Origin of the sequence: Halorubellus salinus, assembly GCF_020567525.1 — an archaeon.
GTDB classification, from domain to species: domain Archaea; phylum Halobacteriota; class Halobacteria; order Halobacteriales; family Natrialbaceae; genus Halorubellus; species Halorubellus salinus.
In genome coordinates this window covers 814,014-840,021 of record NZ_JAJCVI010000001.1, presented here as the reverse complement: position 1 = coordinate 840,021, position 26,008 = coordinate 814,014, and the positions used below count along the sequence as shown (strand labels likewise).

Here is a 26,008-nt window from a genome sequence, read left to right as displayed (position 1 = left end):
GCACCGCTCGCCGAGGCACCTCACCACCGCACGCACAGGGAGCCCACCGCGAGACAGCGCCACCGCTACCCGGTCGACGCGTCAAAGAAAGGTCGAAAGCTAGTCGAGCGCGCGTTCAGCCGAAGAGGTCGCCGAGGCCCTCGCCGCTGGCCTCCTCGTCCTCGTCGTCGTCGCTCGTGTCCGGGACGTCGGACGTCTCCTCGACGTCCTCGTCCTCGTCGTCGCCGCTCTCGTCGGCGGACTCGTCGCCACCGGCTGCGCCGCCCGCTGCGGCACCGCCCGCGGGGACTGCGGCCGCCTCGGCGACGGCCTCGTCGATGTCGACGTCCTCGAGCGCTGCGACGAGCGCCTTGACGCGGGATTCCTCCACGTCGACGCCGGCGGCCTCGAGCACGCCCGTGATGTTGTCTTCGCTGATCTCTTCGCCCGTCTCGTTCAGGATGAGTGCTGCGTAAACGTACTCCATTGTGATTTATCCGAACATGTTGCCGAGCGCGTCGCCACCGGCCTCCTCGTCGTCGTCATCGTCGTCGTCGGAGTCCTCGGCGTCCGCCTCGGTATCGTCTTCTTCAGTAGTCGATTCGTCCTCGCCCTCGTCAGCAGCGTCCTCGGCGGCCGCCGCAGGCGCTTCCACGTCCTGCAGTTCCTCCGGGAGCGCCTCGGGGTCGTCGACCATCGCCGCGAGCGCACGCACCTGCGCGTCCGCCTTCGCGACGAGGTCGTCCGCGAGGTCCGGGCTCTCGATCGCTGCCTGCAAGCCGACGGACTTCGCTTCGCCCGTCGCCTTCGCGAGCAGCGTCGACGCCGTCTGCGCGGTCGGATAGACCGCGTTGACGGAGAGGTTCCGGGCACCCGCGGCAGCTGCGGCGACGTCGTCGCGGTACGCGTCGACGTCGATGTCCAGGTCCTCGGGGTCGAACATGACGCCCTCGGAGAACACGGCGCGGAGGTCGAGCCCGACTTCCTTGGGCTCGATGCCGAGTTCGCTCAGGACGTTCGCGAGGTCGTCGGAGACCTCCTCGCCGGCCGAGAGGACCGTGGAGTCCTCCGTGACCTTGATGGAGCCCTCCATGATGCGCGCCTGCGCACCGACCTGCTGGAGTTCGCCGACGAACGGCCCGGGGTCGACGCCGGTGTCGCCCTCCGGGATGACGATGTCGTTCGGCGCGACCTCGCCCGCGTTGATCGGGGCGGGGGTCTTCGACGCTTCCAGCGTCTTGTAGAGCGCGAACGGGTTGTCGTTCGTCCCGATGAGACCGACCTGACCGGCGATGTGCTCGGTCAGGTCCTCGACGCCCTCGTCGACCTCCTCGAGCGCACGCACGAGGAGCGTGTTCCGGCTGACACGGAGTTCCGTGTTCGGCCAGAGGTCCGCGCGCATCGCCTGGAGCTGTCGGCTCGGGATGCCCGCGATGTTGACGACACCGACCGAGTCGTAGGACTCGATGGTCTCGACGAGGTCCGCGACCTCCTCGCGCTTCCACTCGGGGAGGTTCTCGGTCTTGCGCTCCGCTTCGGCGCTCATGCGGGCACCTCCACGCTCGGGCCCATCGTCGTCTTCACGAAGATGGAGTCGATGTTGAGCGGGCCCTTCTCGAGGTTCGCCTCGAGACGACGGATGATGACGTCGATGTTGTCACCGATGTCCTCGTCCGTCATGTCCTCGGCGCCGACGCGCGTGTGGAACGTGCGGCGGTCACCGGAACGGAGCTGGACCGTGTTCTTCATGCGGTTGACGGTTTCGACGACGTCGTCGTCTGGACCGAGCGGGGTCGGCATCTTCCCGCGGGGACCGAGGATGGTCCCGAGGTAGCGACCGACGTCCTGCATCTTCGCCTCTTCGGCGATGAAGAAGTCGGTCTCCCCAGCGAGGTCCTTCGCTGCGTCGTCGTCGTCTCCGAGGTCGGCCAGATCGTCGCCGTCGAGAACTTCGTCGGCGACGTCTTCGGCGCGGAGTCCCGTCTCGCCGTCTGCAATGACGACGATGCGGGTCTCTTGGCCTGTTCCGGCCGGCAATACCACTGACTCGTCGATACGCTTCGACGGGTCGTTGAGGTCGAGGTCGCGCAAGTTGATCGCGAGGTCCACCGTCTCCCGGAAGTTCCGGTCGGGTGCGTCCTCGAGTGCGCGAGAGACTGCGTTCTCTATATCCTGGTCTGCCATCGTTCACCTCCGTAGTACGCGTAGTGCTCCTACGGGTCAGTGAAACAGGCGAAGCCTGTCTCGCTTGGAACGTGACCCAACGGACTCTTAAACCCGTCGAAGTGCTGGACCTACGGGAGCGCGACGCAGGGCCGTGCGTGGTGGCCGTGCGAACGGCGGGGTGAATCGCCCAGTGCGCTCATATGTGTGTCCCGCGTGAGTTCGGTCAGATGCGCCTGTCGACGACGCTCGTCGGCCTCCTGGTCGTGCTCTCGGTCGTCCTCGGGAGCACGGTCTACGCGGGGTTCGCGTTGCACGCGGACGACATCGTCGACCACGAGCAAGCGAGCGTGAACGAGACGGCGGCGACGGTCTCGCACAACCTCCACACGCAACTCGAGGCGAAGGAGCAACTGGTGCTGGTCGGCTCGCGGATGCACGGCATGGCCGACCACGGCTCCGTGGACCAGTCGGTGGCGTTGCACGACTTCCTGACGACGTCGCAGTTCGACGGTGGGAGCGTCGTCGCGGCGAACGGGACGGTGATGGCGTTCGACGCAGAGGACACGAACGAGACGGAACGCGAGCGCGTGGTCGGGGCGGACCTGCGCGACCGGCGGTACGTCCAGGAGGCTCTCGATGGCAGGGTGTACGTGAGCGAGCCGTTCCGCGCGGACTCCGGGAACCTCGTCGTCGTCGTCAGCACGCCCGTCCGCGACGGGATGCAGGTCGTCGGGACGCTGAACGCCGCCATCCACATCGAGGACCCCGAGGCGGACCAGCACGGCGTGTTCTCGGACCTCAGTCACCTCGTCGGCCCCGACCAGACCGTCACCGTGCACTCGAAGTCGGGGACGCTCTACGACGGCGACCCGATCCCGGGACGCACGTTCCGCGCGACGGAACCGGTCGCGCAGACGGACTGGGTGGTCGTCGTCGAACAGGACCGGTCGGCCATCACCACGCGCCTCCAGTGGGTGTCCGTCGTCCAGGGCGCCGCGCTCCTCGTCGTCCTCTGCTCGGTCGGCGCCGTCGGCTACTGGACGTACCGGACGAACATCCGGCAGATAGCGGACCTCCGCGCCGGCCTGAGCGCGCTCGAGAACGGCGAGTACGACGTCGACGTCGAGCTGTCCGGGACCGAGGAGTGGGACGAGATCGACGACCGCTTCAATCGCGTCGGCATCCGCCTCGAGCAACGCGAGAGTCAGCTCAGGGTCCTGAACCGCGTGCTCCGACACAACGTCAGGAACGAGATGAACCTCGTGCTCGGGCACTCGAACTCGCTCCGCGAGGACGACGCGGACGTGGAGAAGCACGCCACAGCCATCGAGGCCGCGGTGCAGGATACCCTCGAGATCAGTGACAACGCGCGGATGATAGAGGACCGCATCCGGGACGCGACCGCGGGTCGCGCCCCCGCACCGCTCTCGTCGGTGGTCGCGGAAGCGACCGCGGCCGCCGACGGGCCGTCCGCGGCGAACGTCACCGTGGACGTCCCGGACGACGTCGTCGTCGCGGACGGGGACGGGGTCCGCACCGCGCTCGCGGAACTCGTCGAGAACGCGCGCATCCACAACGACAGACCGCCCGCGGACCGCGACGTCGCCATCACCGCGCGCGACGACGAGGACCGCGTCCACCTCACCGTCAGCGACAACGGCCCGGGGCTCCCCGACGTCGAACGCGACCTCCTCGCCGGCGGCCTCGACGCCTCGCCCGTCGACCACGGCGAAGGCCTCGGCCTCTGGATCGCGCGCTGGCTCGTCGAACGCGCCGACGGCACCATCACGAGCACGTGCGACGACGGAACGGTCGTCCACGTCGACGTCCCGACCGTCTACCCGGAGCACTGAACCTGGCTGCACGACGCTGTCGCTGAGGGCTACGTCGAAACGAGTGAGAGAATGCCTGTGGTCAGGCGTCAGCGAACGTGTCGTCGTACTCGCCCGCGTCGATGCGCTCCTTGAACTCGCGCGGGTTCTCGCCTTCGATCGTCACGCCCAGCGACGTGCACGTCCCGACGACTTCCTTCGCCGCTTGCTTGGAGTCGTACGCGAGCAGGTCCGTGAGCTTCTGCTCGGCGATCTGCTTGACCTGGTCGACGGTGAGGTCCGCGACGAACTCCTCGTGGGGTTCGCCGCTTCCGGTGTCGAACCCGGCTTCGTCCTTGATGAGCTCCGCGGTCGGGGGTACACCGACCTCGATGCTGAACGAGCCGTCGTCGTCGTACTCGACGGTCACGGGGACTTCCGTCCCGTCGAACGCTTCCGTCTGTTCGTTTATCTCACTGACGACAGCCTGCACGTCCACGGGTGTGGGACCGAGCTCGGGACCGAGCGGCGGGCCAGGGTTGGCCTGTCCACCCGGAACGAGCACTTCGATGGTTCCAGCCATACTCGATAGGTGCCTCGGGCGAGTTTTAACCCTTACCTTTCTCGGGCGACGTGTCGGCCGGGCTGCATCGGTCGGGTCGCGAGCGCGCCCGTCTCCGGCCGTGTTGCGGCGTGATAGCGTTCCGCAACGGCAACGCTTACCCGGGTTCCGAGTGTAACCTTGCGTGTATGTCCAAGCAAGTTCATTCCGTCTCCGAGGAAGGGTTCAGTACGACGACGACGATTCGCGACTTCGAGCAGACGGTCGACGCGACAGGCGAGGACGCGCCTGATACGCTCGAGACGCTCCTCAGCACGTACGCGGCGTGTTTCGTACCCGCGCTCCGCGTCGCTGCCGAGCAGCGGCAGGCGGGCGACCTCGGGCACGTCGAGATCGACGTGACCGGCGACCTGAACGACGACGACAAGCTCGCGGCGATCAGCTTCGACGTGTCCGTCGCGGGCGACGTCGGCGACAAGGCCGAGGCGGTCGTCTCGCGCGCCGAGGAGCTGTGCAAGGTCCACGACGCCCTGAAGACCGACCTCCACGCGGACGTCTCGCTCACCGGCGACGCGTTCTGAGACGCACTCGGTAGCGCTCGCCAGCAGCTAACTCGTTTTCTTCGAGTGATTGCAGCGGAACGCTGATACGACGCGTGGGCGTAGCCGTGGGTATGACCGAAGAGTGGACGAACCGCGTCGTCGGCGAGCGGATGTCCGTCGACCAGGAGTTCAACGACCGCGTCACTGGGTCGGAGTTCTCGAACCAGGAGTGGAGTCTCATCATGAGTGCGACGCAGTACACCATCGACGACCCCGACGACCCCGAGGCGGCGAGTATCGTCGTCGACCGCGACGCGACGAACCTCGAGGCCATCATGCCGGAGCTGGAGAACATCCAGGAGCAGATGGGCGCGCTCGGTGGCGCCGGCGGCGGGAAGAGCGACGTCGGCGGGTCGGGCGGGAGCTTCTTCGATGGCGTGAAGAGCGCGCTCGGTCTCGGCGGTGGCGGGTCGAGCGACGAGGACTACGCGGCCCGCGCCGAGACGGCGCGCGAGCTCGCCGGCGAGTACGGGCGCGAACTCCAGAACCACCTCGAAGCGAAGGGTCGCTGGGAGGAGGTGTGCGCCGTCGCCGCCGCGGAGGACGCTGGCGGGAGCGAGGGAGCCAGGGAGGACGCTGGCACGACCGACGGAGCGGACGCTGGTCGCGACGAGTAACGACGGAAGAACGGCTGTGAACGGTTAGAGTTCGTCGAGGATGGCGTTCCCGACGTCTCCGGTGGTCGCGTTGCCGCCGAGGTCGGGCGTCCGCGGGCCGGCGTCGAGCACCGTCTCGACGGCGGTGCGGACGCGCCCCGCTTCTGCGTCGTACCCGAGGTGCTCCAGCAGCATCGCCGCGGAGAGCACGGTCGCGCTCGGGTTCGCGACGCCGTCGCCGGCGATGTCGGGTGCGCTCCCGTGCACGGGCTCGAACAGGCCGTTCTCGCGGCCGACGTTCGCGCTCGGCAGCAGCCCGAGGCCGCCGACGAGGCCGGCGGCGAGGTCCGAGAGGACGTCGCCGGCGAGGTTCGGGCAGACGACGACGCCGTAGTCCGTCGGGCGCTGCACGAGGTGCATCGCCAGAGCGTCCATGAGCGCCTCCTCGAACTCGCGCTCGTCGACCGCGGGGTGGTCGCGCGCGACCTCGCGGCAGCGGTCGAGGAACCGGCCGTCGGTCTCGCGCATCACGTTCGCCTTGTGCGCGACGGTGACGTCGTCGTAGCCGTTCTCGACCGCGTAGTCGAACCCGAACTCGGCGATGTCCCTGGAGGCGTCGTCGGTGACGACCCTGGTGAGCGTCGACACGCCGTCGGCGATCTCGTCCTCGATACCCGCGTAGACGCCCTCGGTGTTCTCGCGGACGAACACGATGTCCGTCTCGGGCTGGAGCGCGTCCACGCCTGGGTACGCGCGCGCCGGCCGTACGTTCGCAAACGAATCCACTGCCTCGCGGAGCGGGAGCACGACGTCGGCCGCGGTCTCGCCGGCCGCGCCGAAGACGGTCGCGTCCGCGTCCGCGACGGTCTCGTACGTCGCGTCGGGGAGCGGGTCGCCGGTCTCCGCGGCGACCGCGTCGCCGGCGTTCGCGTGCACGAACTCGAAGTTCCCGACCGCGTCGAGGACGTCGACGGCGACCGGAACGACCTCCTGGCCGATGCCGTCGCCGGGGACGACCGCGATGCGTTCGGCGGTCACGCGTCGCCCCCGCCGTTCGCGGTCGCGTCGTCGCCGGACGCGTCGATGCGAGCGCGTGCGTTCGCGACGACGTCGTCGTCGACGTACGGGAGGCTCGCGGCGGTGTCCGCGACCGCGTCCGCGTTGCTCGCCATGAGCGCGGTCGTGTCCCAGACGCCGTCTACGAGCGCCTTCCGCTGCGCGTCGTCGACCGTCACGTCGACGGTGGTGTCGCCGTACGTCACGGTCTCGTCCGCGACGTCCACGTCGACGTCGCCGTTCGGGTGCTCGTCCACCCAGTCCTGGATGGCCTCGACGGTCGCCTCGTCCGCGGTGACTGTCGGGATGCCGAGCGCGAGGCAGTTCCCCGCGAAGATCTCGGCGAAGCTCTCGCCGACGAGCGCGTCGATACCCCACCGCATCAGCGCTTGCGGGGCGTGCTCGCGCGAGGACCCACAGCCGAAGTTCTTGTTCGTGACCATCACGCTCCCCGACCGGAACCGGTCCTCGTTCATCGGGTGCGCCTTCTCCTCGTCGTCGTCCGTGAACCGCTGGTCGAAGAACGCGAACTGCCCGAGGCCGTCGAACGTCACGACCTTCAGGAAGCGCGCGGGGATGATCTGGTCCGTGTCGATGTCGTTCCCGCGGATGGGGACGCCGGTCCCCGAGACGTGCTCGACGATCTCCGCCGGGCCGTCGTTCCCGTCGCTGGCGTCGCTACTCATGCTTCGGTCACCTCCTCGGGGTCGACGCGGTCGACGTCGCGGACGTCCGTCACCTCGCCGTGGATCGCCGCCGCGGCGACCATCTGGGGGTTCATGAGGATGGTCTTCCCCTCCTTCGACCCCATGCGGCCGACGAAGTTCCGGTTCGACGAGCTCGCGCACGCCTCGTCGCCCTCAAGCTGGTCCTCGTTCATCCCGAGGCACATCGAGCAGCCCGCGTTCCGCCACTCGAAGCCGGCGTCGCGGAACACGTCCGCCAGCCCCTCCTCCTCGGCGGCCTTCTGCACGCGCTGGCTACCGGGGACGACGAGCGCGCGGACGTCCTCGTGGACCTCGCGGCCCGCGACGACGCTCGCCGCCCGACGCAGGTCCGGGAGTCGCGCGTTCGTACAGGACCCGAGGAACGTCACGTCCACCTCGTAGCCCGCCATGGTGTCGCCGGGCTCGACGCCCATGTGCTCCTGTGCGCGCCGCGCCGTGTCCTGCTTGTCCGCGGGCAGGTCCTCGGGGGCGGGGATGGGTTCGTCGACGCCGACGCCCTGCCCGGGCGTCGTCCCCCACGTCACCATCGGCGGGAGCGCGTCCCCGTCTATCTCGACGACGTCGTCGTAGGTCGCGTCGTCGTCGGAGCGGATCGACTCCCAGTACGCCTTCAGTTCCTCGTACTCGTCGCCGTCGGGGACGCGGTCGCGGCCCTCCAGGAACTCGTAGGTCGTCTCGTCGGGGTTCACGTACCCGGCGCGAGCACCGCCCTCGACGCTCATGTTGCAGATGCTCATCCGACCCTCCATCCCGAGCGCTTCGACCGCGCTCCCGCCGTACTCGTAGACGTACCCGACGCCACCGTCCGTACCGAGCTTGCGGATGATCTGGAGGATGACGTCCTTCGCCTCGACGCCGTCCCCGAGGTCGCCAGTGACGTCGATGCGGCGGACGTCCTGCTTCTCCATCGCGATACAGCCCGTCGCGAGCACGTCCCGGATCTGGCTCGTGCCGATACCGAACGCGAGCGCGCCGAACGCGCCGTGCGTGCTCGTATGGGAGTCCCCGCAGACGATGGTCTTCCCGGGCTGCGTGAGGCCCTGCTCGGGGCCGACGACGTGCACGATACCCTGGTCGCCGGTGCCGGGATGCGAGAAGTCGATGCCGGCGTCGCGGACGTTCTCCTCGAGCTCGGTCATCATCGTCTCCGCGGCGTCGTCGTCGAACGGCCGCGACTGGTCGGCGGTCGGCACGATGTGGTCGACCGTCGCGTGCGTCAACTCCGGATAGGCGACGTCCATGTCCCGCTCCTCGAGCATCCCGAACGCCTGCGGGCTCGTCACCTCGTGCACGAGGTGCAGCCCCACGAACAGCTGGTCCTGGCCGGTCGGGAGGGTGTCAACCCGATGGCGTTCCCAGACCTCGTCGTAGAGCGTGCCCTCGCTCATTCCTCTGTGACGTCGGTCGTGTCGCCGACGCGCTCGAACATGCGATTCCCGTGACCCCCGCTCGGGGCCTCGTGCGATACGTCCTTCATCGGCGTTCCGTCCGCGTCGTCCTCGGCGTCGTCGTCCGGGGCCGCGTCCGCGTCGTCGAACGGTTCGTCGTCCGGGGCCGCGTCCGCGTCGACGGCCGCGTCCGGGTCCTCGTCGACGGCGTCGCGTCGGCCGCCGTCGGCGACGACGGTCACGCCGTGCTCGAAGACCGACCCCATGGATTCGTTCGTGTACGGGTTCGTGTGACTGACCGCTCGCATCGGCGTCGCGTTCTCGTCGGCGTCTCGCTGGTTCTCGGTCATTGCTGTGGAATGTATCTGTTGGTTAGTCGTCCGCGGCCGCTGGCGCTGATTCCTGCTCGTCGCTCTCGGCGTCGTCGTTCCACGAGAACAGCCCGCGGAGGTCCTCGCCGACGGCCTCGATCTCGTGGTTCTCCTCGGCGCGCTTTCGCTGCGTGTAGCTCGGCCGACCGGCCTGGTTCTCCGCGATCCACTCGCGGGCGAACTCGCCGTTCTGGACCTCCTCGAGCACTTCCTCCATCTTCTCGCGAGCGTGGTCGTCGACGACGCGGTCGCCGCGCGTCAACCCGCCGTACTCTGCCGTGTCACTGACGGAGTGCCACATCCCGCCGAGCCCGTCCTCGTACATCAGGTCGACGATGAGCTTCAGCTCGTTCAGGCACTCGAAGTACGCCATCTCCGGGCTGTAGCCCGCGTCGACGAGCGTCTCGTACCCCTGCTTGACGAGCGACGTGACGCCGCCGCAGAGGACGGCCTGTTCGCCGAACAGGTCGGTCTCGGTCTCCTCCGCGAACGTCGTCTCGATGACGCCCGCTCGCGTGCAGCCGATGCCCTTCGCGTACGCCAGGGCCTCCTGAGCTGCTTCGCCGGTCTCGTCCTGGTAGACCGCGAGCAGGCCGGGCGTGCCCTCGTCGCGCTCGTAGTTCCGGCGAACGATGTGGCCGGGGGACTTCGGCGCGACGAGCGTCACGTCCACGCCCTCGGGGGGCTCGATCTGGTTGTAGTGTACGTTGAACCCGTGTGCGAACTGGAGGGTGTCGCCTTCCTCGAGCGCGGGCTTGATCTGCTCGTAGACCGCCGGCTGGACGGTGTCCGGGACGAGGACGCTCACGACGTCCGCCTGCTCGGCGGCCTCGCGCGGCGTCGCCACGTCCAGCCCGTCGTCCTCGGCGACCGGCCACGAGTCCGAGGACTCGCGCAGGCCGACCACGACGTCGAAACCGCTCTCGTGGAGGTTCAACGCGTGGGCGTGCCCCTGGCTCCCGTAGCCGAGTACCGCGACCGTCTTCGATTGGAGGTACGATTCGTCAGCGTCGTCGTCGTAGTACACCGTCGTACTGAACTCGTCGTCTGTCATGCTTGCTCCGTGGTTGCGTCGTCCACCGTTGCGTCTTTCGGTTCGCCGTCGTCGCTCGCGCCAGCGGCGTCGGCGGGTTCGCCGCCGTCGGTGGCTGCCGCCGCCGCCTCGGTCTGCCCGGTCGTCTCCGCCGGTGGTGTCCCGGCCGTGCTGTCCGTGCCCCGGGCCTGGGCGGCCGTTCCCGTCCGCGTTATCTCGCGCACGCCGAACTGGCCGAGCGTGTCGATCGCGCCCTCGATCTTCTGTCTGGAGCCCGTGACCTCGACGGTCACCGTCTCCCGGGACGCGTCGACGGTCCGCGCGTCGTACATGTCCGCGACCGCGGCGACCTCGCTCGGGTCCGCCGCGTCGACCTTGATGATCGCGAGCTCCCGACGCACCGCGTCGGGGTCGAGCTCGCGCACCGAGATGACCGGGACGAGCTTCCGCAGTTGCTTCTCGACCTGGTCGATGCCCGGGTCGGGCTCCTCGACGACGACCGTGATGCGCGCACGCTCCGGGTCGTTCGTCGCACCGACGGTCAGACTCTCGATGTTGAACTGTCGGCGACTGAAGAGACTCGACACCTCCGACAGCACGCCGGGCTCGTGCGCGACCAGCACGCTGATGACCGCACGCCGTGGCTCGCGCTCCGCCTCGACCTCCGGGTCGATGCGGATGCCCTGCGAGTTCCGCTTCCCGCGCGGCACCGGACGCTCCCCCGGCGTCGGCCCTTCCAGGCCCTCGCGGCGATGGTCCGCACGCGCCCGCGGCGCAACCGTCTCGTCGTGCGATTCGTCACCCGTCCGCTGCGTGCTATCAGTCGATTCGCCCGCTGCTCGCTGTGCGTCGTCAGTCGATTCGCCCGCTGCTCGCTGTGCGTCGTCAGTCGATTCGTCGCTCATAACTGGTCCTCCGCCAGCGCGAACTGGCCGTTGTCGCCACCGCTCGGAACCATCGGGTAGACGTTCTCCGCCGGGTCGACGCGGAAGTCGACGACCGCCGGCCCGTCGTACTCGACGGACTCCTGGACGGCGTCGGCGACCTCGTCGTACTCCTCGACCGCGATGCCCTTCGCGCCGAAGGCCTCCGCGAGCTTCGCGAAGTCCGGACACCACCCGTAGTCGCTCGCGGAGTGCCGGCCGTCGAAGAACGCGTCCTGCCACTGGCGGACCATCCCGATGTACTCGTTGTTCAGGACCGCGACCGTGACGTCGAGGTTCTCGCGGACCGCGACCGCGAGCTCCTGCATCGTCATCAGGAACGACCCGTCGCCCTCGAACGCGATGACGGCGGCGTCCTCCTTGCCCTCGGCGTCCGCGGCGATGCGTGCGCCGATGGCGGCAGGGAGCCCGTACCCCATCGTGCCGAGGCCGTGACTGCTCACCCACGTCCGCGGTTCGGTGTACGTCCAGTACTGCGCCGCCCACATCTGGTGTTGGCCGACGCCGGTCGTGACGATGGCGTCGTCGCTCGTGGCGGCGTCGTACGCCTCGACGACGAACTGCGGCTTGAGGGGTTCGTCGCGCGGCGCGGCGTAGTCCATCGGGTACTCGGACTGCCACTGCTTGCACGTTGCGCGCCACTTCGTCGCCGACGGCTGCTCGTCCATCGCGGCGTCCAGCTGCGTGAGGACGGTTCCCGCGTCGCCGACGAGCGGATGATCGGCCTCGACGTTCTTGCTGATCTCCGCGGGGTCGATGTCGATGTGGACGACCTCGGCGTCGGGCGCGAACGTCTCGATACCGCCAGTGAGGCGGTCGTCGAACCGGCACCCGACCGCGATCAGGCAGTCGGTGTGCGTGAGCGCCATGTTCGCGTACCCGGTACCGTGCATCCCGCCCATCTCCAGGCTCAACTCGTGGTCCTCGGGGAACGACCCGAGCGCCGGCATCGTCGTCACGACCGGGATCTCGTACTCCTTGGCGAACTCGCGGGCCGCCTCGGTCGCGTCGCCCTTGATGACGCCACCGCCGAACAGGAGCACTGGCTCGTTCGAGTCCTCGATGGTGCGCGCCGCGTCCTGCACCGCGTCAGCGGGCGCGCGCTCTTGGACGTGGTACGTGTCCGGGGGCGTCGCCGGCCCCGGCTCCCGGTCGGTGTCGCCCTGCGTGACGTCCTTCGGCAGGTCGACGAGCGTCGGCCCCGGTCGGCCCGTGGCCGCGAGCGCGAACGCCTCGCCGACGTCGTCGCCGACGCGGTCCGAGCTCGCCGCGAACGTGTTGTCCTTCGTGATGGGCGCGGTGACGCCGGTCGTGTCCGTCTCCTGGAACGCGTCGTTCCCGACGAACTCCGTCGGCACCTGGCCGGTGAGTGCGACCATCGGGTCGCTGTCCATGTTCGCGTCCGCGATGCCGGTGACGAGGTTCGTCGCCCCCGGCCCCGAGGTCGCGAGGCACACGCCGGGCCTCCCGGCGACGATCCCGTACGCGTCAGCGGCGTGCGCCGCGGCCTGCTCGTGCGCCATCATGTAGTGATTCAACTCGGAGTCGAACACCGCGTCGTAGACGGGCATGATCGCGCCGCCTTGCACGCCGAAGCAGTGCTCGACGCCGGCGTTCTCGAGGGACCGGACGACCGACTGCGCGCCCGTCGTCACCGGCGTCCGCGCGTCCGTCGTCTCGTCCGCGGCGGTCTCCGACGCGTCCGTCGTGGCGCTTTCGGCGTCGGTCTCCGTGGCGGGCTCGGCCTCCGACTCGGCGGCGGCCTGGGCGCGTTCGCTCACGCCCACCACCCCGCCGTGCGTGGCGTCGACGCCGAACGGTCACGTGACCCGGCGGTCCCCGTGGTGGCTGTCGAATGTCGGTGCGTCAGTGGCTGCGTGCGTCGTGCGTGTGTGGTGTGTGCTGCGGGCATCTGTCGTCGTGCTGTCGAACGGACTCGGTGGTGATGGTCGAACGATACGCGGGGTCGAAGGAGAGGGATAGTAGGGGCGCTTACGCCCCTACAATACCGATGGTCCGTACGACGGCACCGTCGCTCCCGGCGAGGAGCGCGCCCGCGGTCGCGACGGTCGACTGCATGTACCTCCCGCTGAAGGCGACCGGCCGTATAGCTCTTGCGGGCCGTGCAATCGTTACCGGCGCGTGCTCGCGGTCGACGACCACTGGCGGGACGGCCGCTTGCCGTCCAGCCGCCCGAACGGTCGCTGGAGCGCGGGCTCGCGGGGGGTGCTGTCGAACGGACCGAGGCCCTCACGCGCGGACCTCCTCGTGGTCCTCCTTGGTGACGCCGACCTCGTGCGCGAACGCCTCGACGTCCTGCATCGTCACGCGCTCGTCGTCGGCGCCCTTGTCCTTCACGCGCCGCGTCACGGCGCGTACCTCCTCGTCGGTCGGCTCGAACCCGGCGTCGGTCAGGCGCTCGCGGACGCTGTGCGCGCCCGTGTGCTTGCCCATCACGAGCTCGCGCGTCGCGCCGACCATCGCGGGCGTCATCACGCCCGGCTCGAACGTGTCCGAGTTCTCGATGACGCCGGCCGCGTGGATACCGGACTCGTGACTGAACGCGTTCGCGCCAGTCACCGGCTTGTTCCCCGGGACGTCGATACCGGACTTCGCCTCGACGAGCTTCGACAGCGTCGTGATCTGGGTCGTGTCGATACCGGTGTCGGTCTGGTAGAGCGACTCGACCGCCATCACGTACTCCTCGTAGGCGGCGTTCCCGGCGCGTTCGCCGATGGAGTTCACCGACACCTGCGCCTGGTCCGCGCCCGCTTCGATGCCGGCGAGCGCGTTCGCGGTCGCCAGCCCGAAGTCGTCGTGCGTGTGCACGTCGATGTTCGCGGTCGTGTGCGCGTCGACGACCTCGATGAGGTCCCCGAACCGCGTCGGGGTCGCGACCCCGCACGTGTCCGGGACGTTGATCCAGTCGACGCCGGCGTCGGTGACGGCCTCGACCATCTCGACGAGGTAGTCCTCGTCGGTGCGCGTCGCGTCCATCGGGGAGAACATCACGGTCGTCCCCGACTCGGCGACGCGCTCCACGGCCTCGACGGAGCGCTGTTTGACGTCCGCGCGCGTCGAGTGCATGGAGTCCTCTATCTGGACGTCGCTGGTGCTCGCGAACACGTGGACCATGTCCACGCCGGCGTCCAGAGCGGCTTCGACGTCCTTGTCCACGACGCGCGCCAGTCCACACGTCGTCGCTGTCGTGGAGCTGGCGATGTCGCGGACGGCCTCGAACTCCGCGTCGGAGTTCACGGGGAACCCTGCCTCGATGACGTGGGTGCCCATGTCGTCGAGCGCCGCTGCTATCTCGCGCTTGTCTTCGTAGCTGAATGAAGTCCGCGGACTCTGTTCACCGTCGCGCAGCGTCGTGTCGAAGACGCGCGCGGCGTCGATCTCAGTCGTAGCGTCCAAAGTGCCCTTGAAGAACTCGATCGCCCTGACTGGTGTCAGAGCGGGACGTGTCGTTGGATGACATCGTACTCGGTCCCAGGGGGAAGGTGGTATTAAAGCGTTCCGCCCAGACAGTTCTTGCCGGCCCCCTCCCCGTGGGCGACCATGGTCGGCGCGCGAGAAACCGCACGACTGCGGCGTGTACATACTCCTTATATATCCTTGGTCACTGCCGTGTGGTATGGTGTCGAACCGCGTTTGAACTATCGTGATGTACTTTCCTGCGAGCGCAGAATTTGACAACGAACAGAATCGGTGCTGGCGCGCGCCGCGAGCCCAATCGGTCGTCCAACTCGAAGCGCTCGGAGCACGTCCACGCGCCGGCCGAAGGGCCGCGACGGCACGGTCGCGCGAAACGACACGGTCCCGTGAGTCCGCTGTCGCGAGCGCGCACGCGACGCACGAACCGGCACCACACGTGTCATGGACGAGTCGTTAAGGGGGATGCGGTCGTACTAGTTCGTATGGCAGATAAAGAGGTCGTTCGACTCCTCAAGAAGGCGTACCAGGACGAGATCGAGACCGTGATGAACTACCAGACGAACGCCATCGTCCTCGACGGCGTGCGCGCCGAGGAGATCAAGGAGAGCCTCCAGACGGACATCCAGGAGGAGCTCACGCACTCCCAGCAGCTCGGCGAGCGCCTGAAGCAACTCGAGGAGGCGCCGCCGGGGAGCGCCGAGTTCCAGGCGAACCAGCACAGCCTCCAGCCGCCCGAGGACACCACAGACGTCCTCTCGGTCATCGAGGGCGTGCTCGAAGCCGAGGAGGACGCCATCGCGACGTACCGCGCACTCATCGACGCGGCCGAGGAGGCCGACGACCCCGTGACCGAGGACCTCGCCGTGACGCTACTCGCGGACGAGGAAGCCCACCGCACGGAGTTCCGCGGGTACCGCACGGAGTACAAACAGGACTGACGCGGACGACGCGGTGAGGGCGCGGCCGTCGCCGTATCGACCCCCGATTCTCGCGGTTACAACTCGCCGCCAGCGCCCAGCTCGCGGATCTCGCTCGCGCGTTCGCGGACCGCCTCCAGGTCGTCGTTCTCTCGCTTCCGGTCGACGTGCGAGTACACGAGCCCCATGCGGTGATTCGACCGGAGGTCGTCCTCGTGTTCGGCGAGGAAGTCCCAGTAGAGCGCGTTGAACGGGCAGGCGTCGTCGCCCGTGGTCGCGTCCGGGTCGTACGCGCAGTTCGCGCAGTGGTCGCTCATCTTCCCGACGTAGTTCGCCGAGGAGACGTACGGTTTCGTGGAGAGTGCGGGACTGGCGAACGTCCCCATGCCGACGACGTTCGGCGTCGTCACCCAGTGGTAGGCGTCGACGAACCCGAGGTGGAACCAGCGGTTGAGTGCCTGGGGGTCGGCGCCGTACGTCGTCGCGAAGTTCGAGAGGAGCATCAGGCGCTCGATGTGGTGCGCGTATCCGCGTTCGCGGACGTGCCCGACCGCCGACGCCATGCAGCGCATGTCGGTGTCGCCCGACCAGTACAGCTCGGGGAGGTCCTCGGTCGCATCCAGTTGGTTCGCGTCGGTCAGCTCGGGCATCCGGTGCCGGTAGACGTGCCGGACGAACTCGCGCCACCCCAGGAGCTGGCGGACGAACCCCTCGACGCTCGCGAGCGCGATGCCGTCCTCGCCGTCAGTCGATTCCGCGTCGTGGTACGCGTCGACGGCCGCGTCGATGCACTCGCGCGAGGAGAGCAGGCCGAGGTTGACCGCGGGCGAGAGCAGCGAGTGGTTCAGGTGCCAGGAGCGCTCTATCATCGCGTCCTGGTACGGGCCGAACGCGGGCAGGCGCTCCTCGACGAACGCGTCCAGTTCCGCGAGCGCACCCTCGCGCGTGACGGGCCAGCGGAACGGCGCGAGGCCGGCGCCCTCGTCGTGGGTCCCGTCGGCGTGCTGGGCGTCCCCGTGGACGATGGTGTCGCCGTCGTCGACGGCCGGCCACGTCTCGAACTCGTCGGCGACCCAGTCGGCGACCTCGCGAACGACCGGGTCGTCGCGGACGCCGTGGTCGGGCGGGTCCGGGAAGCGCTCCTCCGGCCGCGGGAACCCGCGGTTCTCGTCGTCGAAGTTCCACTCGCCGCCGACGGGGTCGCCGTCGTCGACGAGGACGCCCGTGCGTTCGCGCATCCACCGGTAGAACGTCTCGTGGCGGAACGACTCCGGCATCGTGCCGTCGTCGTCCTCCGCCCAGTCGTCGAACTCGTCCGGCGAGCAGAGGAACGTCTCGTTCTCGCGGACGAGCAGGCGCGCACTCGGTGCGTCGCGGTCCGCCCCTTCGCGGTCGGCGACGGCGTCGCGAGCGGCCGCGAACGTCTCCACGAGCGCCTCCCCCGAACCGTGACTCGCGGGTCGCATCGTCGCGAGGTCCGCCTCGGGGTGCTCGCGGAGGTACTCGCGGAAGCCGGCCTCGAAGGAGTCGACGCGGTGGTAGTCGACGTCGAACCCTGCCTCGCGGAGGCGGTCACGGAAGTGTCGCATCGCGGCGAACACGAGCACGAGCTTGTGCGGATGGTAGCGTTTCCGGCGTGCGAACCCGGTGGATTCGACGAGGACGACTCGGTCCTCGCCGGGGGTCGCGTCCGCGAGCGGGCCAGCTCGCGTCGTGAGCTGGTCGCCGAGAACGAGTACGTTCATGTTCGGGTGTTGGGGCGCGAGGGTGTTATCCCCCGGGCCGACGCTGTTCGGTAGTCCGTCACTGCGTGTCACGCCCGGGTCAGGTTCAAGTCGGACGCGGGCGACGGCTCGCGTATGCCGGACTTCGTCACCCCGCCACCGGTCGAACGCGGCGACAAGGTCGCGGTCGTCGCCCCAGCGTCGACGAACCCCGAGTTCGCGAGTCACGTCTACGAGCTCGGCCTCCAGCGGATGCGCGAGGCCTTCGACCTCGAACCCGTCGAGTACCCGACCGCGACCGCCGACCCCGAGTGGCTCGCCGACAACCCCGAAGCGCGCGCCGAGGACGTCATGGACGCGTTCCGCGACCCCGACATCTCGGCGGTCGTCGCGAACATCGGCGGCCACGACCAGATACGCGTCCTCCCGTACCTCGACGCCGACGTCCTCCGCGAGCACCCGACGCGGTTCTACGGGTGGTCGGACAACACGAACCTCGCCCTGTTCCTCTGGAACCAGGGCGTCGTCTCGTACTACGGCGGGTCGACGCTCACCGAGTACGCGATGGACGGCGAACTGTTCGAGTACACCCGCGAGTACCTCGGGCGCGCACTGTTCGACGACGTCATCGGCGAGTGGACCGAAGCGGACGTCTTCACCGACGAGGCCGGCGACTGGGAGGACCCCGAGGCCCTCGAGGAACGCCGCGAGATAGAGGAGAGCGACGGCCGCGTCTGGCGCGGCGGCGACGACCCCGTCTCGGGACGGGTCTGGGGCGGCTGCTACGAGACCCTCGTCGAGCAGTTCCTTGCGGACCGCTACGTCCCCGACGAACGCGAGCTCGACGGCGCCATCCTCGCACTCGAGACGAGCGAAGGCATCCCCAATCCCGACTTCGTCAAGGCGAACCTGCGCGCGCTCGGCGAACGCGGCCTCCTCGAACGGTTCGACGGTGTCCTCGTCGGGCGCGCCGCCGCCCGCAGCCACCTCGAGGACAACCCACCTGAGTGGCGCGCGGACTACCGCGACCGCCAGCGCGACGCCATCACCGACGTCTTCGAGACGTACAACCCCGACGCAGTACTCGTGTTCGACTGCGAGTTCGGACACACGTACCCGACGTGCCCCATCCCCATCGGCGGCGAGGTCGACGTCGACCCCGCGAGCGAGACGATCCGGTTCCAGTAGGCGGGAACGACTTTTCATCGAGGTGCCCGTACGGTCGGGCAGATGAACGAGAACACGCTCGCGTCGCGGGTGATGGCGTGCGGATAGTCGTCGTCGGCGCTGGCGAGGTCGGGTCGAACATCGCCGCGAGCCTCTCGGCCGACCACGACGTCGTCGTCGTCGAACGCGACCCGGCGACCGTCGAGGAACTCACGTACTCGATGGACATCCTCGCGCTCGAAGGCGACGGGGCGTCCCGCGAGACGCTCAGGGAAGCGGGCGTGGAGGAGGCGGACCTGCTCGTCGCGAGCACCGACCAGGACGAGACGAACCTCGTCGTCTGCGGGACCGCGAAGACGCTCGGCGACCCGCTCACGATCGCTCGCGTCCGCAACGTCGAACTCCTCGACACGTGGCAGGCGTCCCAGGGCGCGTTCGACGTGGACGTCATGGTGTCGACCGACCTCCTCACCGCGCAGGACATCGTGCGCGTCATCGGCGTTCCCGGCGCGCTCGACGTCGACCCGTTCGCGAGTGGGCTCGTGCAGGTCGCGGAGTTCCAGGTACCCGCCGAGAGCGACGTCGCCGGACGGACGGTCGCGGACGCCGACCGCTTCGAGTCGCTGACGTTCGCCGCGGTCGTTCACGACGGCGAGGTCGCCATTCCACGCGGCGACACTGTCCTCGAAGGCGGTGACAAGGTCGTCGTCATCGGGACGCCAGCGGGCGTCCAGGAGTTCTCGCGAACGGTCGCTCCCGGCCAGGCACTCGACGAGGCCGACGACTTCGTCGTCGTCGGCGGGAGCGCAATCGGCGCGCACGTCGCACGCCTCCTCGCGGACCGCGGCGTGCAGCCACGACTCGTCGAACGCGACCCGGAGCGTGCGCGCGAACTCGCCGAGGCCCTCCCGGGCGCGCTCGTGATGGAGCACGACGCGACGGACGTCGACTTCCTCGTCGCCGAGGGCCTCGACCGCGCGGACGCGCTCGTCGCGGCGACCGACAGCGACGAGAAGAACCTCCTCGTCTCCCTTCTCGCGCGGAACGTCGGCGTGAAGCGCACGGTCGCGGTCGTCGAGAACGGCGAGTACGCGCACCTCTTCGAGACCGTTGGCGTGGACGTCGCGGTGAACCCGCGGCGGTCGACCGCGGAGGAGATCGTTCGGTTCACCCAGGAGGGTCGCGTCGAGAACCTCTCGCTCATCGAGGGCCGCGAAGCGGAGGTCGTCGAGTTCGAGGTCGACGCGGACAGCGCCCTCACCGGTCGCCCGATACGTGAGAGCATCGGGGACCTCCCCGACGGCGTCGTCGTCGGCGCGATAACGCGCGACCACGAATTCGTCGTTCCGCGCGGCGAGACCGAGATCCACGCCGGCGACCACGTCGTCCTGTTCGTCGCCGCGGACGCACTCGAGGACGTCATGACCCTCGCATGAACGCGGCGCGTGTCGGTCCCGGCCATCGCACGAACCCGGTGCGTGTCAGTGGCGCTCGCACGAACGCGGATCGCTGCCGTCTCGACGCTCACGCGAGCGTGATGCCTCGATGAGGGTCCGCGTCGACTGGCGCGTCAGCGTCAGTCTCGTCGGCACCATCCTCAAGTGGCTCTGGGTGCCGCTGACGGGGCCGCTCGTGCTCGCCGTCGTCGACGGGAGCGCGCTCGCGCCGTTCGCGCTCACCATGGCCGCGACCGTCGTCGCAGGCGTCGCACTCGAATCGCTCGCGGACGAACGCGACCTCCGCGGCCGCGAGGCGTTCCTCATGGTGTCGCTCACGTGGCTCGCGATCGCCGTCGTCGGCGCCGTCCCGTTCGTCCTCGCCGGCGAGGGCACGCTCGCGTCGCCGACGAACGCGCTCTTCGAGGCGACCAGCGGCATCACGACCACGGGCGCGACCGTCGTCGTCGACTTCGAGACGCACTCGCGAGCCATCCACCTCTGGCGCGCGGTCCTCCAGTGGCTCGGCGGCCTCGGCATCCTCGTCCTCGCGACCGCCGTCCTCAGCCAGCTCGGCGTCGGGGGCGCACACCTCATGGAGACGGAGACGCAGACGCGCGACGTCAACAAACTCACACCGCGGATATCGGAGACCGCGCGCCTCCTCTACCGGCTCTACATCGGCCTGACCGCGGTCATGGTGGCCGTCCTCCTCGCCCTCCACTGGCTCGGCGTGGCTCCCGAGATGACGCCGTTCGACGCGGTCAGTCACGCGTTCACCGCCGTCTCGACGAGCGGATTCTCGCCGCGCGGCGAGAGCCTCGCCGCGTTCTCCCCCGCCGTCCAGTGGGCGACGGTCCCGTTCATGGCGCTCGGCGCGACGAGCTTCGTCCTCATGTACTTCGTCCTCCAGGGCGACCTCTCGCGGCTCCGCGAGAGCGACGAGTTCCGGTTCTACGTCGCCCTGCTCGCGTTCTTCGCCGCGACCGTCGCCGGCGTCCTCGCACTCGACGGGACGTTCGCGACCACGGAAGCGACGGTGCGCCACGCGGTCTTCCAGGTGGTCTCGATACTGACGACGACGGGGTACGCGAGCGCGGACTTCAACCTCTGGTCGCCCGCAGCCAAGCACGTCCTGTTCGTGTCGATGTTCGTCGGCGGGATGGCGGGGTCGACGACGTGCTCGATCAAGGCACTGCGGTGGCTGGTCGTCCTGAAAGCGTTCCGCCGGGACCTGTTCACGGCCGCGCACCCGAGCGTCGTCCGCCCCGTTCGCCTCAGCGGGAGCGTCGTCGACGAGGACACCATCCGCGACATCTACGCGTACACGCTCGTCAGTCTCGTGTTCTTCATCCTCGCCACCGTCTTCGTCGTCGTCGACGCCTCCCGGGTCGGCCTCGCCGTCACCGAGTTCGAAGCGATGAGCGCCGCCGCCGCGACGTTCTTCAACGTCGGCCCGGCGTTCGGCATCGCCGGCCCGCTCGCATCCTACGAGCCGTTCCCCAGGTCGACGAAACTCGCGATGGTGTTCCTCATGTGGATCGGCCGCATCGAGATCGTGCCCGTGCTCGTCCTCCTCACGCCCTCGTACTGGCGGACCTGAACCGCTCCGCGGTCGCCCGCCACGAGGGACGCGGGGCCCGCGCCGCGATGCGCGGTCAGTCGTCGCCGTTCCCGTTGTCGCCGTCGAGCGCCTCTCGACGCAACCGCTCGCCCTGGTCGGATTCGACCGTGAGCTTCGGGACCTCAGCCGGATCGCGGTCCTCGTCGATCGCGACGAACACCATGTACGATTCCGTCGTCAACTCGGTCTCGCCGGTGCGGAGGTTCTCGCGGAACACCTTCACGCGCACCTTCACGCTCGTCTGCCCGGCGTCGTAGACGTACGCCTCGACGAGCGCCGCGTCCCCCTGCGGGATGGGCGCGCGGAAGTTCGTCTGGTCCATGCGCGCCGTCACGCACTGATGGCCCGCGAACCGCATCGCACTCATCGCCCCCACCTCGTCCATCCACATCATCACGTTCCCCCCGTGCGCGGTCTCCAGGATGTTCGCGTCGTTCGGATTCACGATGTGGCGATTCCGGATGTGCGTATCCATCAACGTGGGCATACCTCGAGGCGAGACGCGCCCGCCGCTTCAGGGTGTCGGGACGACCCCACCGCACGGAGAACACGCCCACTCACTCGACGCCACGACCCGAGCCCGTAGCGCGACCCCCACGACCCGAGCCCGTAGCGCGAACACCCGGGAAACCCGGGCGCGCGGGCTGTTCGCGACCCACTCGGTCGATTCGAACGCTCGAGTACCGGCCGGCGCGCGGTGTCGCAGTCGCGCGACCGGCGGGGAGCGCGGCTGCGTCGATACCGTGCGAGGACGAGACGCGACCGCGTTGCGCGTCGCGTCGAGTCGGCTGGGGAGGGCGAGGCTGCGGTGCGGTCGCCGTGCGGACCATCACGTGTCCCGGCCATCAGTGCGGTCGCGGGCGTCGCGTAGCGGTGTCTCGACCGTCCCGTCGAGCGGTTCTCGTCCCGTCGCCACAACCGTCACCGAACCACAGAGACAGCGATTCGAGTCAACAAAACTATTTTTTGCGTTTACCCGATAGCTACGTTCATGAGCCACGACGCTTCGACCGAGGTCTCACCACGACAGAGATCGGCTATCACCGGGATATTGGTGGTCCTGGGTGTCGTATTGCTCGGTTTCGGAGCCGTTCGAGCGGAGACGGTCAGTATCGCTGTAGGTGCCGGGGCGCTAGTGATCGCTCTGGCAACATACTCCGCGATGGGCGACACGTGACCGGTGAACACGCTTGCCCAGCGGTAGAAACGACGACGACACGATGACGGAGACGCCTCCTCGAAACGCCGTCGATGCGTTCGGGTCTCGGGAGCCCCGCGGCGACTACCCGGACGTCAGTCGAGCGCGTACTCCATCGCTTGCTGGAGGTCGGCTTTCAGGTCCTCGACGTGCTCGATGCCGACGCTCGCGCGCACCAGGCCGTCCGTCAACCCTGCTTCGAGCCGCTCTTCGCGCGGGATGGCGGCGTGAGTCATCGGCGCGGGCTGCTCGATGAGGGACTCGACGCCACCGAGGCTCTCCGCGAGCGTGAACACCTGCGTCGCGCTCACGAACTCGCTCGTCTCCGCGAGCGACGCGTCCAGTTCGAAGGAGAGCATCCCGCCGAAGTCGTCCATCTGCTTCGCCGCGACGTCGTGGCCCGGATGCGACTCGAGGCCGGGATAGTACACCTCGTCGACGTGGTCGTGGTCGTGAAGCCACGCGGCGAGGTCGCGCGCGTTCTCGCAGTGGCGGTCCATCCGAACGGGGAGGCTCTTCGTCCCGCGGAGGACGAGGAAGCAGTCGAACGGCCCCGGGGTCGCGCCCACCGAGTTCTGGTAGAACCCGAACTGCTCGTCGAGCTCCTCGTCGTCCGTCACGAGTGCGCCACCGACGACGTCGCTGTGCCCGCCGAGGTACTTCGTCAGCGAGTGGCTCACGATGTCCGCACCGTGCTCTAAGGGCCGCTGGAGGTACGGCGTCGCGAACGTGTTGTCGATCGCACAGAGCGCGTCGTGGTCGTGCGCCACGTCGCTCGCGGCCTCGATGTCGACGATGCTCATCAGCGGGTTCGTCGGCGACTCCAGCCACAGGAGCTCGGTGTTGTCCTGCATCGCGGCCGCGATCTCGTCGACGTCCGTCATGTCGACGAACGTGAACTCGACGTCGTACTTCTCGTACACCTGCGTGAAGATGCGGTGCGTGCCGCCGTAGACGTCCTCGCCGGTGACGACGTGGTCGCCCGATTCGAGGAGGTTCAGGACGGTGTTGATGGCGCCCATCCCCGAGGAGAACGCACGCCCGTACTCGCCGCCCTCGAGGCTCGCGAGGTTGTTCTCGAGGTCGGTGCGCGTCGGGTTCCCGGTCCGGGAGTACTCGTACCCGCGGTGCTCGCCCGGGGCGTCCTGCTCGTACGTCGAGTTCGCGTGTATCGGCGTCATGAGCGCGCCCGTCTCCTCGTCGGGTGCCTGGCCGGCGTGGATGCTCCGCGTCTCGAACCGGAACGCGTCCGCGTCACCGTCCGCTGGGTCGTCGGTCATGAGAGACGCGTCGCGCGCCCCGCAGGTGACTCTTGCGTTCCCCGAACGCGCCGCCAGCCACCTGGGGGTGTGACGGCTTCTCACACCGACGGTACGTCTTTGTTCCTCCACTCCGCGTACCTGACGTATGAAGGACGACGCCAGGGAGTGGTGGAACGCCTGGGCGGACGCGTTCCAGGCGAACGACATCGACGTCGCCGTCGCCTGGGGGCCGGGCGCGCCCGAAGGCGACGACCTCGGATTGCTCGGCGACGTCGACGGGACACGCGCGATCGAGCTCGGGTGTGGCGGCGGCCAGTTCGGGCTCGCGCTCGCCGAGCGCGGCGCCGACGTCACCGGCGTCGACATCTCCGAGGCCCAACTCGAGTACGCTCGCGAGAACGCTACTGAGCGCGACGCCGACGTCGACTTCGTACAGACGAGCGTCACCGACCTCGACGGGTTCGACGACGCCTCGTTCGACCTCGCGTTCTCCGCGTTCGCGTTCCAGTGGATCGCCGACCTCGACGCCGCGTTCGAAGAAGCCTATCGCGTCCTCGAACCCGGTGGCCGACTCGTCTACAGCGTCGACCATCCCTTCTACAAGACCGTGGACCCGGAGACCCACGAGGTCACGGGGAGCTACTTCGACGACGAACCGCGACGGGTCTACAGCGAGCGCTTCGACGCCGAGATGGTCATCTACGCGCGAGGCATCGGCGACACCGTCTCCCGACTCACCGACGCCGGGTTCCAGGTCGAGGCCGTCCGCGAACCCGGCTACAGCGACCCCGAGGCGTACGAGAACGACTTCGGGAGCTTCGAGCCCGAAGCGATGGCGAAGGTCCCCCCGACCGTCGTCTACGCGGCCCGGAAACCGGCGTCGTCCTGACACGGCGACGACGAATCTCGGAGGTCGGGCGGCGGACGGGAACGGTTCGATGACGACACGCAGGTACCGAGCGCGCCCGGAACCCCGGCCTCTTTGTCCCCCGTCGCGTACGCTTGCCCGACAATGGGGAACGCAGATCTGCGCGACCTCGCGACCATCGAGGAGGTCCCCTGGGACGAGCTCGACCCGGGCGTGGTCGCCGTGGACGCGCACAACTGGCTGTACCGGTACCTGACGACGACCGTACGGTTCACGAACGAGTCCGTGTACACCACCGCGGCGGGCGACGAGGTCGCGAACCTCGTCGGGATCGTGCAGGGGCTCCCGAAGTTCTTCGAGCACGACCTCACGCCCGTGTTCGTGTTCGACGGTGGCCCGAGCGAACTCAAAGCGGACGAGATCGCGGAGCGCCGGGAGCAGCGTGAGCAACTCGAGGACCGCCTCGAGGACGCCCGCGAGGAGGGCGACGCGGCCGAGGTCGCGCGCCTCGACTCGGCGACGCAGCGACTCACGGACGTCATCCAGGAGACGAGCCGCGAACTCCTCTCCCTCCTCGACGTCCCCGTCGTCGAAGCGCCCGCCGAGGGCGAAGCGCAGGCGGCGCACATGGCCGCGCGCGGCGACGTCGAGTACGTCGGCACCGAGGACTACGACGCGCTCCTGTTCGGCGCACCCGTGACGCTCCGCCAGCTCACGAGCAAGGGCAACCCCGAGCGCATGGACCTCGACGCGACGCTGCGCGACCTCGACCTCACGCGCGAGCAACTCGTCGACGTCGCCATCCTCTGCGGGACCGACTTCAACGACGGCGTCCGCGGGTACGGCCCGAAGACCGCCCTGAAAGCGGTGCGCGAGCACGGCGACCTCTGGGGCGTGATGGAGCACGAGGACGTCGTCGTCGAGAACGCCGACCTCGTCCGCGAGCTGTTCTTCGACCCGGACGTCACGAGCGACTACGCGTTCGACACCACGATATCGCCGGACGTCGACGCCGCCCGCGCGTACGTCAGCGACGAGTGGGAGGTCCCCGCCGAGGAGGTCTCGCGTGGGTTCGAACGCATCGAGGACGCACTCACGCAGACCGGGCTCGACGACTGGACGTGACCCGTCCGCAGGA

At 68.9% G+C, this 26,008-nt stretch carries 25 protein-coding genes; 10 read left to right on the top strand and 15 right to left on the bottom strand.

Annotation, left to right across the window (positions count from 1 at the left end; translation table 11 throughout):
* Nucleotides 1-115: 115 nt before the first annotated feature.
* From rpl12p to LI336_RS04210, 3 genes are read right to left on the bottom strand one after another with little or no spacing between them, the layout of a single operon-like run.
* Entirely contained in the window at nucleotides 116-466 is a 351-nt protein-coding gene (rpl12p, locus tag LI336_RS04220; protein ID WP_227131373.1) for a 50S ribosomal protein P1, read from the bottom strand.
* Nucleotides 467-472: 6 nt separating this feature from the next.
* The gene (locus tag LI336_RS04215) at nucleotides 473-1,525 is read right to left on the bottom strand and encodes a 50S ribosomal protein L10 (protein WP_227131372.1); all 1,053 of its coding nucleotides are present in this window, start codon (nucleotides 1,523-1,525) and stop codon (nucleotides 473-475) included.
* Nucleotides 1,522-2,163, bottom strand: a complete 642-nt coding sequence (locus LI336_RS04210) for a 50S ribosomal protein L1 (protein WP_227131371.1) — start codon at nucleotides 2,161-2,163, stop codon at nucleotides 1,522-1,524. The genes LI336_RS04215 and LI336_RS04210 overlap by 4 nt, the downstream gene beginning before the upstream one ends.
* 209 nt (nucleotides 2,164-2,372) lie before the next feature.
* Between LI336_RS04210 and LI336_RS04205 the strand changes: the two genes are divergently transcribed.
* A complete protein-coding gene (locus tag LI336_RS04205; RefSeq protein WP_227131370.1) occupies nucleotides 2,373-3,998 on the top strand; it encodes a sensor histidine kinase in 1,626 nt (541 codons plus the stop codon).
* Between the two features lie 61 nt (nucleotides 3,999-4,059).
* Here the strand turns inward: LI336_RS04205 and LI336_RS04200 are convergent, their stop codons facing one another.
* A complete protein-coding gene (locus tag LI336_RS04200; protein ID WP_227131369.1) occupies nucleotides 4,060-4,539 on the bottom strand; it encodes a 50S ribosomal protein L11 in 480 nt (159 codons plus the stop codon).
* Between the two features lie 167 nt (nucleotides 4,540-4,706).
* On the opposite strand from LI336_RS04200, the gene LI336_RS04195 reads away from it, so the two are divergent.
* Together LI336_RS04195 and LI336_RS04190 are read left to right on the top strand one after the other, a co-directional pair.
* The gene (locus tag LI336_RS04195) at nucleotides 4,707-5,099 is read left to right on the top strand and encodes an OsmC family protein (RefSeq protein ID WP_227131368.1); all 393 of its coding nucleotides are present in this window, start codon (nucleotides 4,707-4,709) and stop codon (nucleotides 5,097-5,099) included.
* A 92-nt stretch (nucleotides 5,100-5,191) separates the two neighbouring features.
* Nucleotides 5,192-5,737, top strand: coding sequence for a DUF5799 family protein (locus LI336_RS04190; RefSeq protein WP_227131367.1), 546 nt, complete (start codon nucleotides 5,192-5,194; stop codon nucleotides 5,735-5,737).
* A gap of 24 nt (nucleotides 5,738-5,761) precedes the next feature.
* Here the strand turns inward: LI336_RS04190 and LI336_RS04185 are convergent, their stop codons facing one another.
* The 8 genes from LI336_RS04185 to LI336_RS04150 form a co-directional block, all read right to left on the bottom strand.
* The gene (locus tag LI336_RS04185; RefSeq protein ID WP_227131366.1) at nucleotides 5,762-6,754 is read right to left on the bottom strand and encodes an isocitrate/isopropylmalate family dehydrogenase; all 993 of its coding nucleotides are present in this window, start codon (nucleotides 6,752-6,754) and stop codon (nucleotides 5,762-5,764) included.
* Nucleotides 6,751-7,458, bottom strand: coding sequence for a 3-isopropylmalate dehydratase small subunit (leuD, locus tag LI336_RS04180; RefSeq protein WP_227131365.1), 708 nt, complete (start codon nucleotides 7,456-7,458; stop codon nucleotides 6,751-6,753). The genes LI336_RS04185 and leuD overlap by 4 nt, the downstream gene beginning before the upstream one ends.
* Nucleotides 7,455-8,888: a 3-isopropylmalate dehydratase large subunit gene (gene leuC, locus LI336_RS04175; RefSeq protein WP_227131364.1), complete on the bottom strand. Its 1,434-nt coding sequence runs from the start codon at nucleotides 8,886-8,888 to the stop codon at nucleotides 7,455-7,457. Before leuC ends, leuD begins: the two co-directional genes overlap by 4 nt.
* A complete protein-coding gene (locus tag LI336_RS04170) occupies nucleotides 8,885-9,238 on the bottom strand; it encodes a DUF7989 family protein (RefSeq protein WP_227131363.1) in 354 nt (117 codons plus the stop codon). The genes leuC and LI336_RS04170 overlap by 4 nt, the downstream gene beginning before the upstream one ends.
* Before the next feature lie 22 nt (nucleotides 9,239-9,260).
* Nucleotides 9,261-10,313: a ketol-acid reductoisomerase gene (ilvC, locus tag LI336_RS04165; protein ID WP_227131362.1), complete on the bottom strand. Its 1,053-nt coding sequence runs from the start codon at nucleotides 10,311-10,313 to the stop codon at nucleotides 9,261-9,263.
* Complete coding sequence (ilvN, locus tag LI336_RS20325; protein ID WP_438267268.1) at nucleotides 10,310-11,032, bottom strand: acetolactate synthase small subunit; 723 nt, start codon at nucleotides 11,030-11,032, stop codon at nucleotides 10,310-10,312. Before ilvN ends, ilvC begins: the two co-directional genes overlap by 4 nt.
* Nucleotides 11,033-11,193: 161 nt before the next feature.
* Nucleotides 11,194-13,017, bottom strand: coding sequence for a biosynthetic-type acetolactate synthase large subunit (ilvB, locus tag LI336_RS04155; protein ID WP_227131361.1), 1,824 nt, complete (start codon nucleotides 13,015-13,017; stop codon nucleotides 11,194-11,196).
* Between the two features lie 469 nt (nucleotides 13,018-13,486).
* On the bottom strand, nucleotides 13,487-14,839 hold the full coding sequence (locus LI336_RS04150; RefSeq protein ID WP_438267262.1) for a LeuA family protein: 1,353 nt from the start codon (nucleotides 14,837-14,839) through the stop codon (nucleotides 13,487-13,489).
* A 317-nt stretch (nucleotides 14,840-15,156) separates the two neighbouring features.
* On the opposite strand from LI336_RS04150, the gene LI336_RS04145 reads away from it, so the two are divergent.
* Nucleotides 15,157-15,612: a ferritin-like domain-containing protein gene (locus LI336_RS04145; RefSeq protein WP_227131360.1), complete on the top strand. Its 456-nt coding sequence runs from the start codon at nucleotides 15,157-15,159 to the stop codon at nucleotides 15,610-15,612.
* A 56-nt stretch (nucleotides 15,613-15,668) separates the two neighbouring features.
* On the opposite strand, the gene LI336_RS04140 is transcribed toward LI336_RS04145, so the two are convergent.
* The gene (locus tag LI336_RS04140) at nucleotides 15,669-17,336 is read right to left on the bottom strand and encodes a cryptochrome/photolyase family protein (RefSeq protein WP_227131359.1); all 1,668 of its coding nucleotides are present in this window, start codon (nucleotides 17,334-17,336) and stop codon (nucleotides 15,669-15,671) included.
* A 114-nt stretch (nucleotides 17,337-17,450) separates the two neighbouring features.
* On the opposite strand from LI336_RS04140, the gene LI336_RS04135 reads away from it, so the two are divergent.
* The 3 genes from LI336_RS04135 to LI336_RS04125 all read left to right on the top strand — a co-directional run bounded on the left by LI336_RS04135 (nucleotide 17,451) and on the right by LI336_RS04125 (nucleotide 21,521).
* On the top strand, nucleotides 17,451-18,503 hold the full coding sequence (locus tag LI336_RS04135; RefSeq protein ID WP_227131358.1) for a S66 family peptidase: 1,053 nt from the start codon (nucleotides 17,451-17,453) through the stop codon (nucleotides 18,501-18,503).
* A gap of 77 nt (nucleotides 18,504-18,580) precedes the next feature.
* Nucleotides 18,581-19,918, top strand: coding sequence for a Trk system potassium transporter TrkA (gene trkA / locus LI336_RS04130; RefSeq protein ID WP_227131357.1), 1,338 nt, complete (start codon nucleotides 18,581-18,583; stop codon nucleotides 19,916-19,918).
* 109 nt (nucleotides 19,919-20,027) lie between these two features.
* Complete coding sequence (locus LI336_RS04125) at nucleotides 20,028-21,521, top strand: TrkH family potassium uptake protein (protein WP_227131356.1); 1,494 nt, start codon at nucleotides 20,028-20,030, stop codon at nucleotides 21,519-21,521.
* A gap of 55 nt (nucleotides 21,522-21,576) precedes the next feature.
* Here the strand turns inward: LI336_RS04125 and LI336_RS04120 are convergent, their stop codons facing one another.
* A complete protein-coding gene (locus LI336_RS04120; protein ID WP_227131355.1) occupies nucleotides 21,577-22,029 on the bottom strand; it encodes an acyl-CoA thioesterase in 453 nt (150 codons plus the stop codon).
* 504 nt (nucleotides 22,030-22,533) lie between these two features.
* Between LI336_RS04120 and LI336_RS04115 the strand changes: the two genes are divergently transcribed.
* Complete coding sequence (locus LI336_RS04115) at nucleotides 22,534-22,719, top strand: hypothetical protein (RefSeq protein ID WP_227131354.1); 186 nt, start codon at nucleotides 22,534-22,536, stop codon at nucleotides 22,717-22,719.
* A gap of 116 nt (nucleotides 22,720-22,835) precedes the next feature.
* Here the strand turns inward: LI336_RS04115 and LI336_RS04110 are convergent, their stop codons facing one another.
* The gene (locus tag LI336_RS04110; RefSeq protein ID WP_227131353.1) at nucleotides 22,836-24,020 is read right to left on the bottom strand and encodes a cystathionine gamma-synthase; all 1,185 of its coding nucleotides are present in this window, start codon (nucleotides 24,018-24,020) and stop codon (nucleotides 22,836-22,838) included.
* Between the two features lie 127 nt (nucleotides 24,021-24,147).
* On the opposite strand from LI336_RS04110, the gene LI336_RS04105 reads away from it, so the two are divergent.
* Complete coding sequence (locus LI336_RS04105) at nucleotides 24,148-24,891, top strand: class I SAM-dependent methyltransferase (protein WP_227131352.1); 744 nt, start codon at nucleotides 24,148-24,150, stop codon at nucleotides 24,889-24,891.
* A 123-nt stretch (nucleotides 24,892-25,014) separates the two neighbouring features.
* Nucleotides 25,015-25,995 (top strand): flap endonuclease-1, encoded by a 981-nt coding sequence (gene fen / locus LI336_RS04100; RefSeq protein WP_227131351.1) that lies wholly within the window; start codon nucleotides 25,015-25,017, stop codon nucleotides 25,993-25,995.
* The last annotated feature ends 13 nt before the right edge of the window (nucleotides 25,996-26,008 follow it).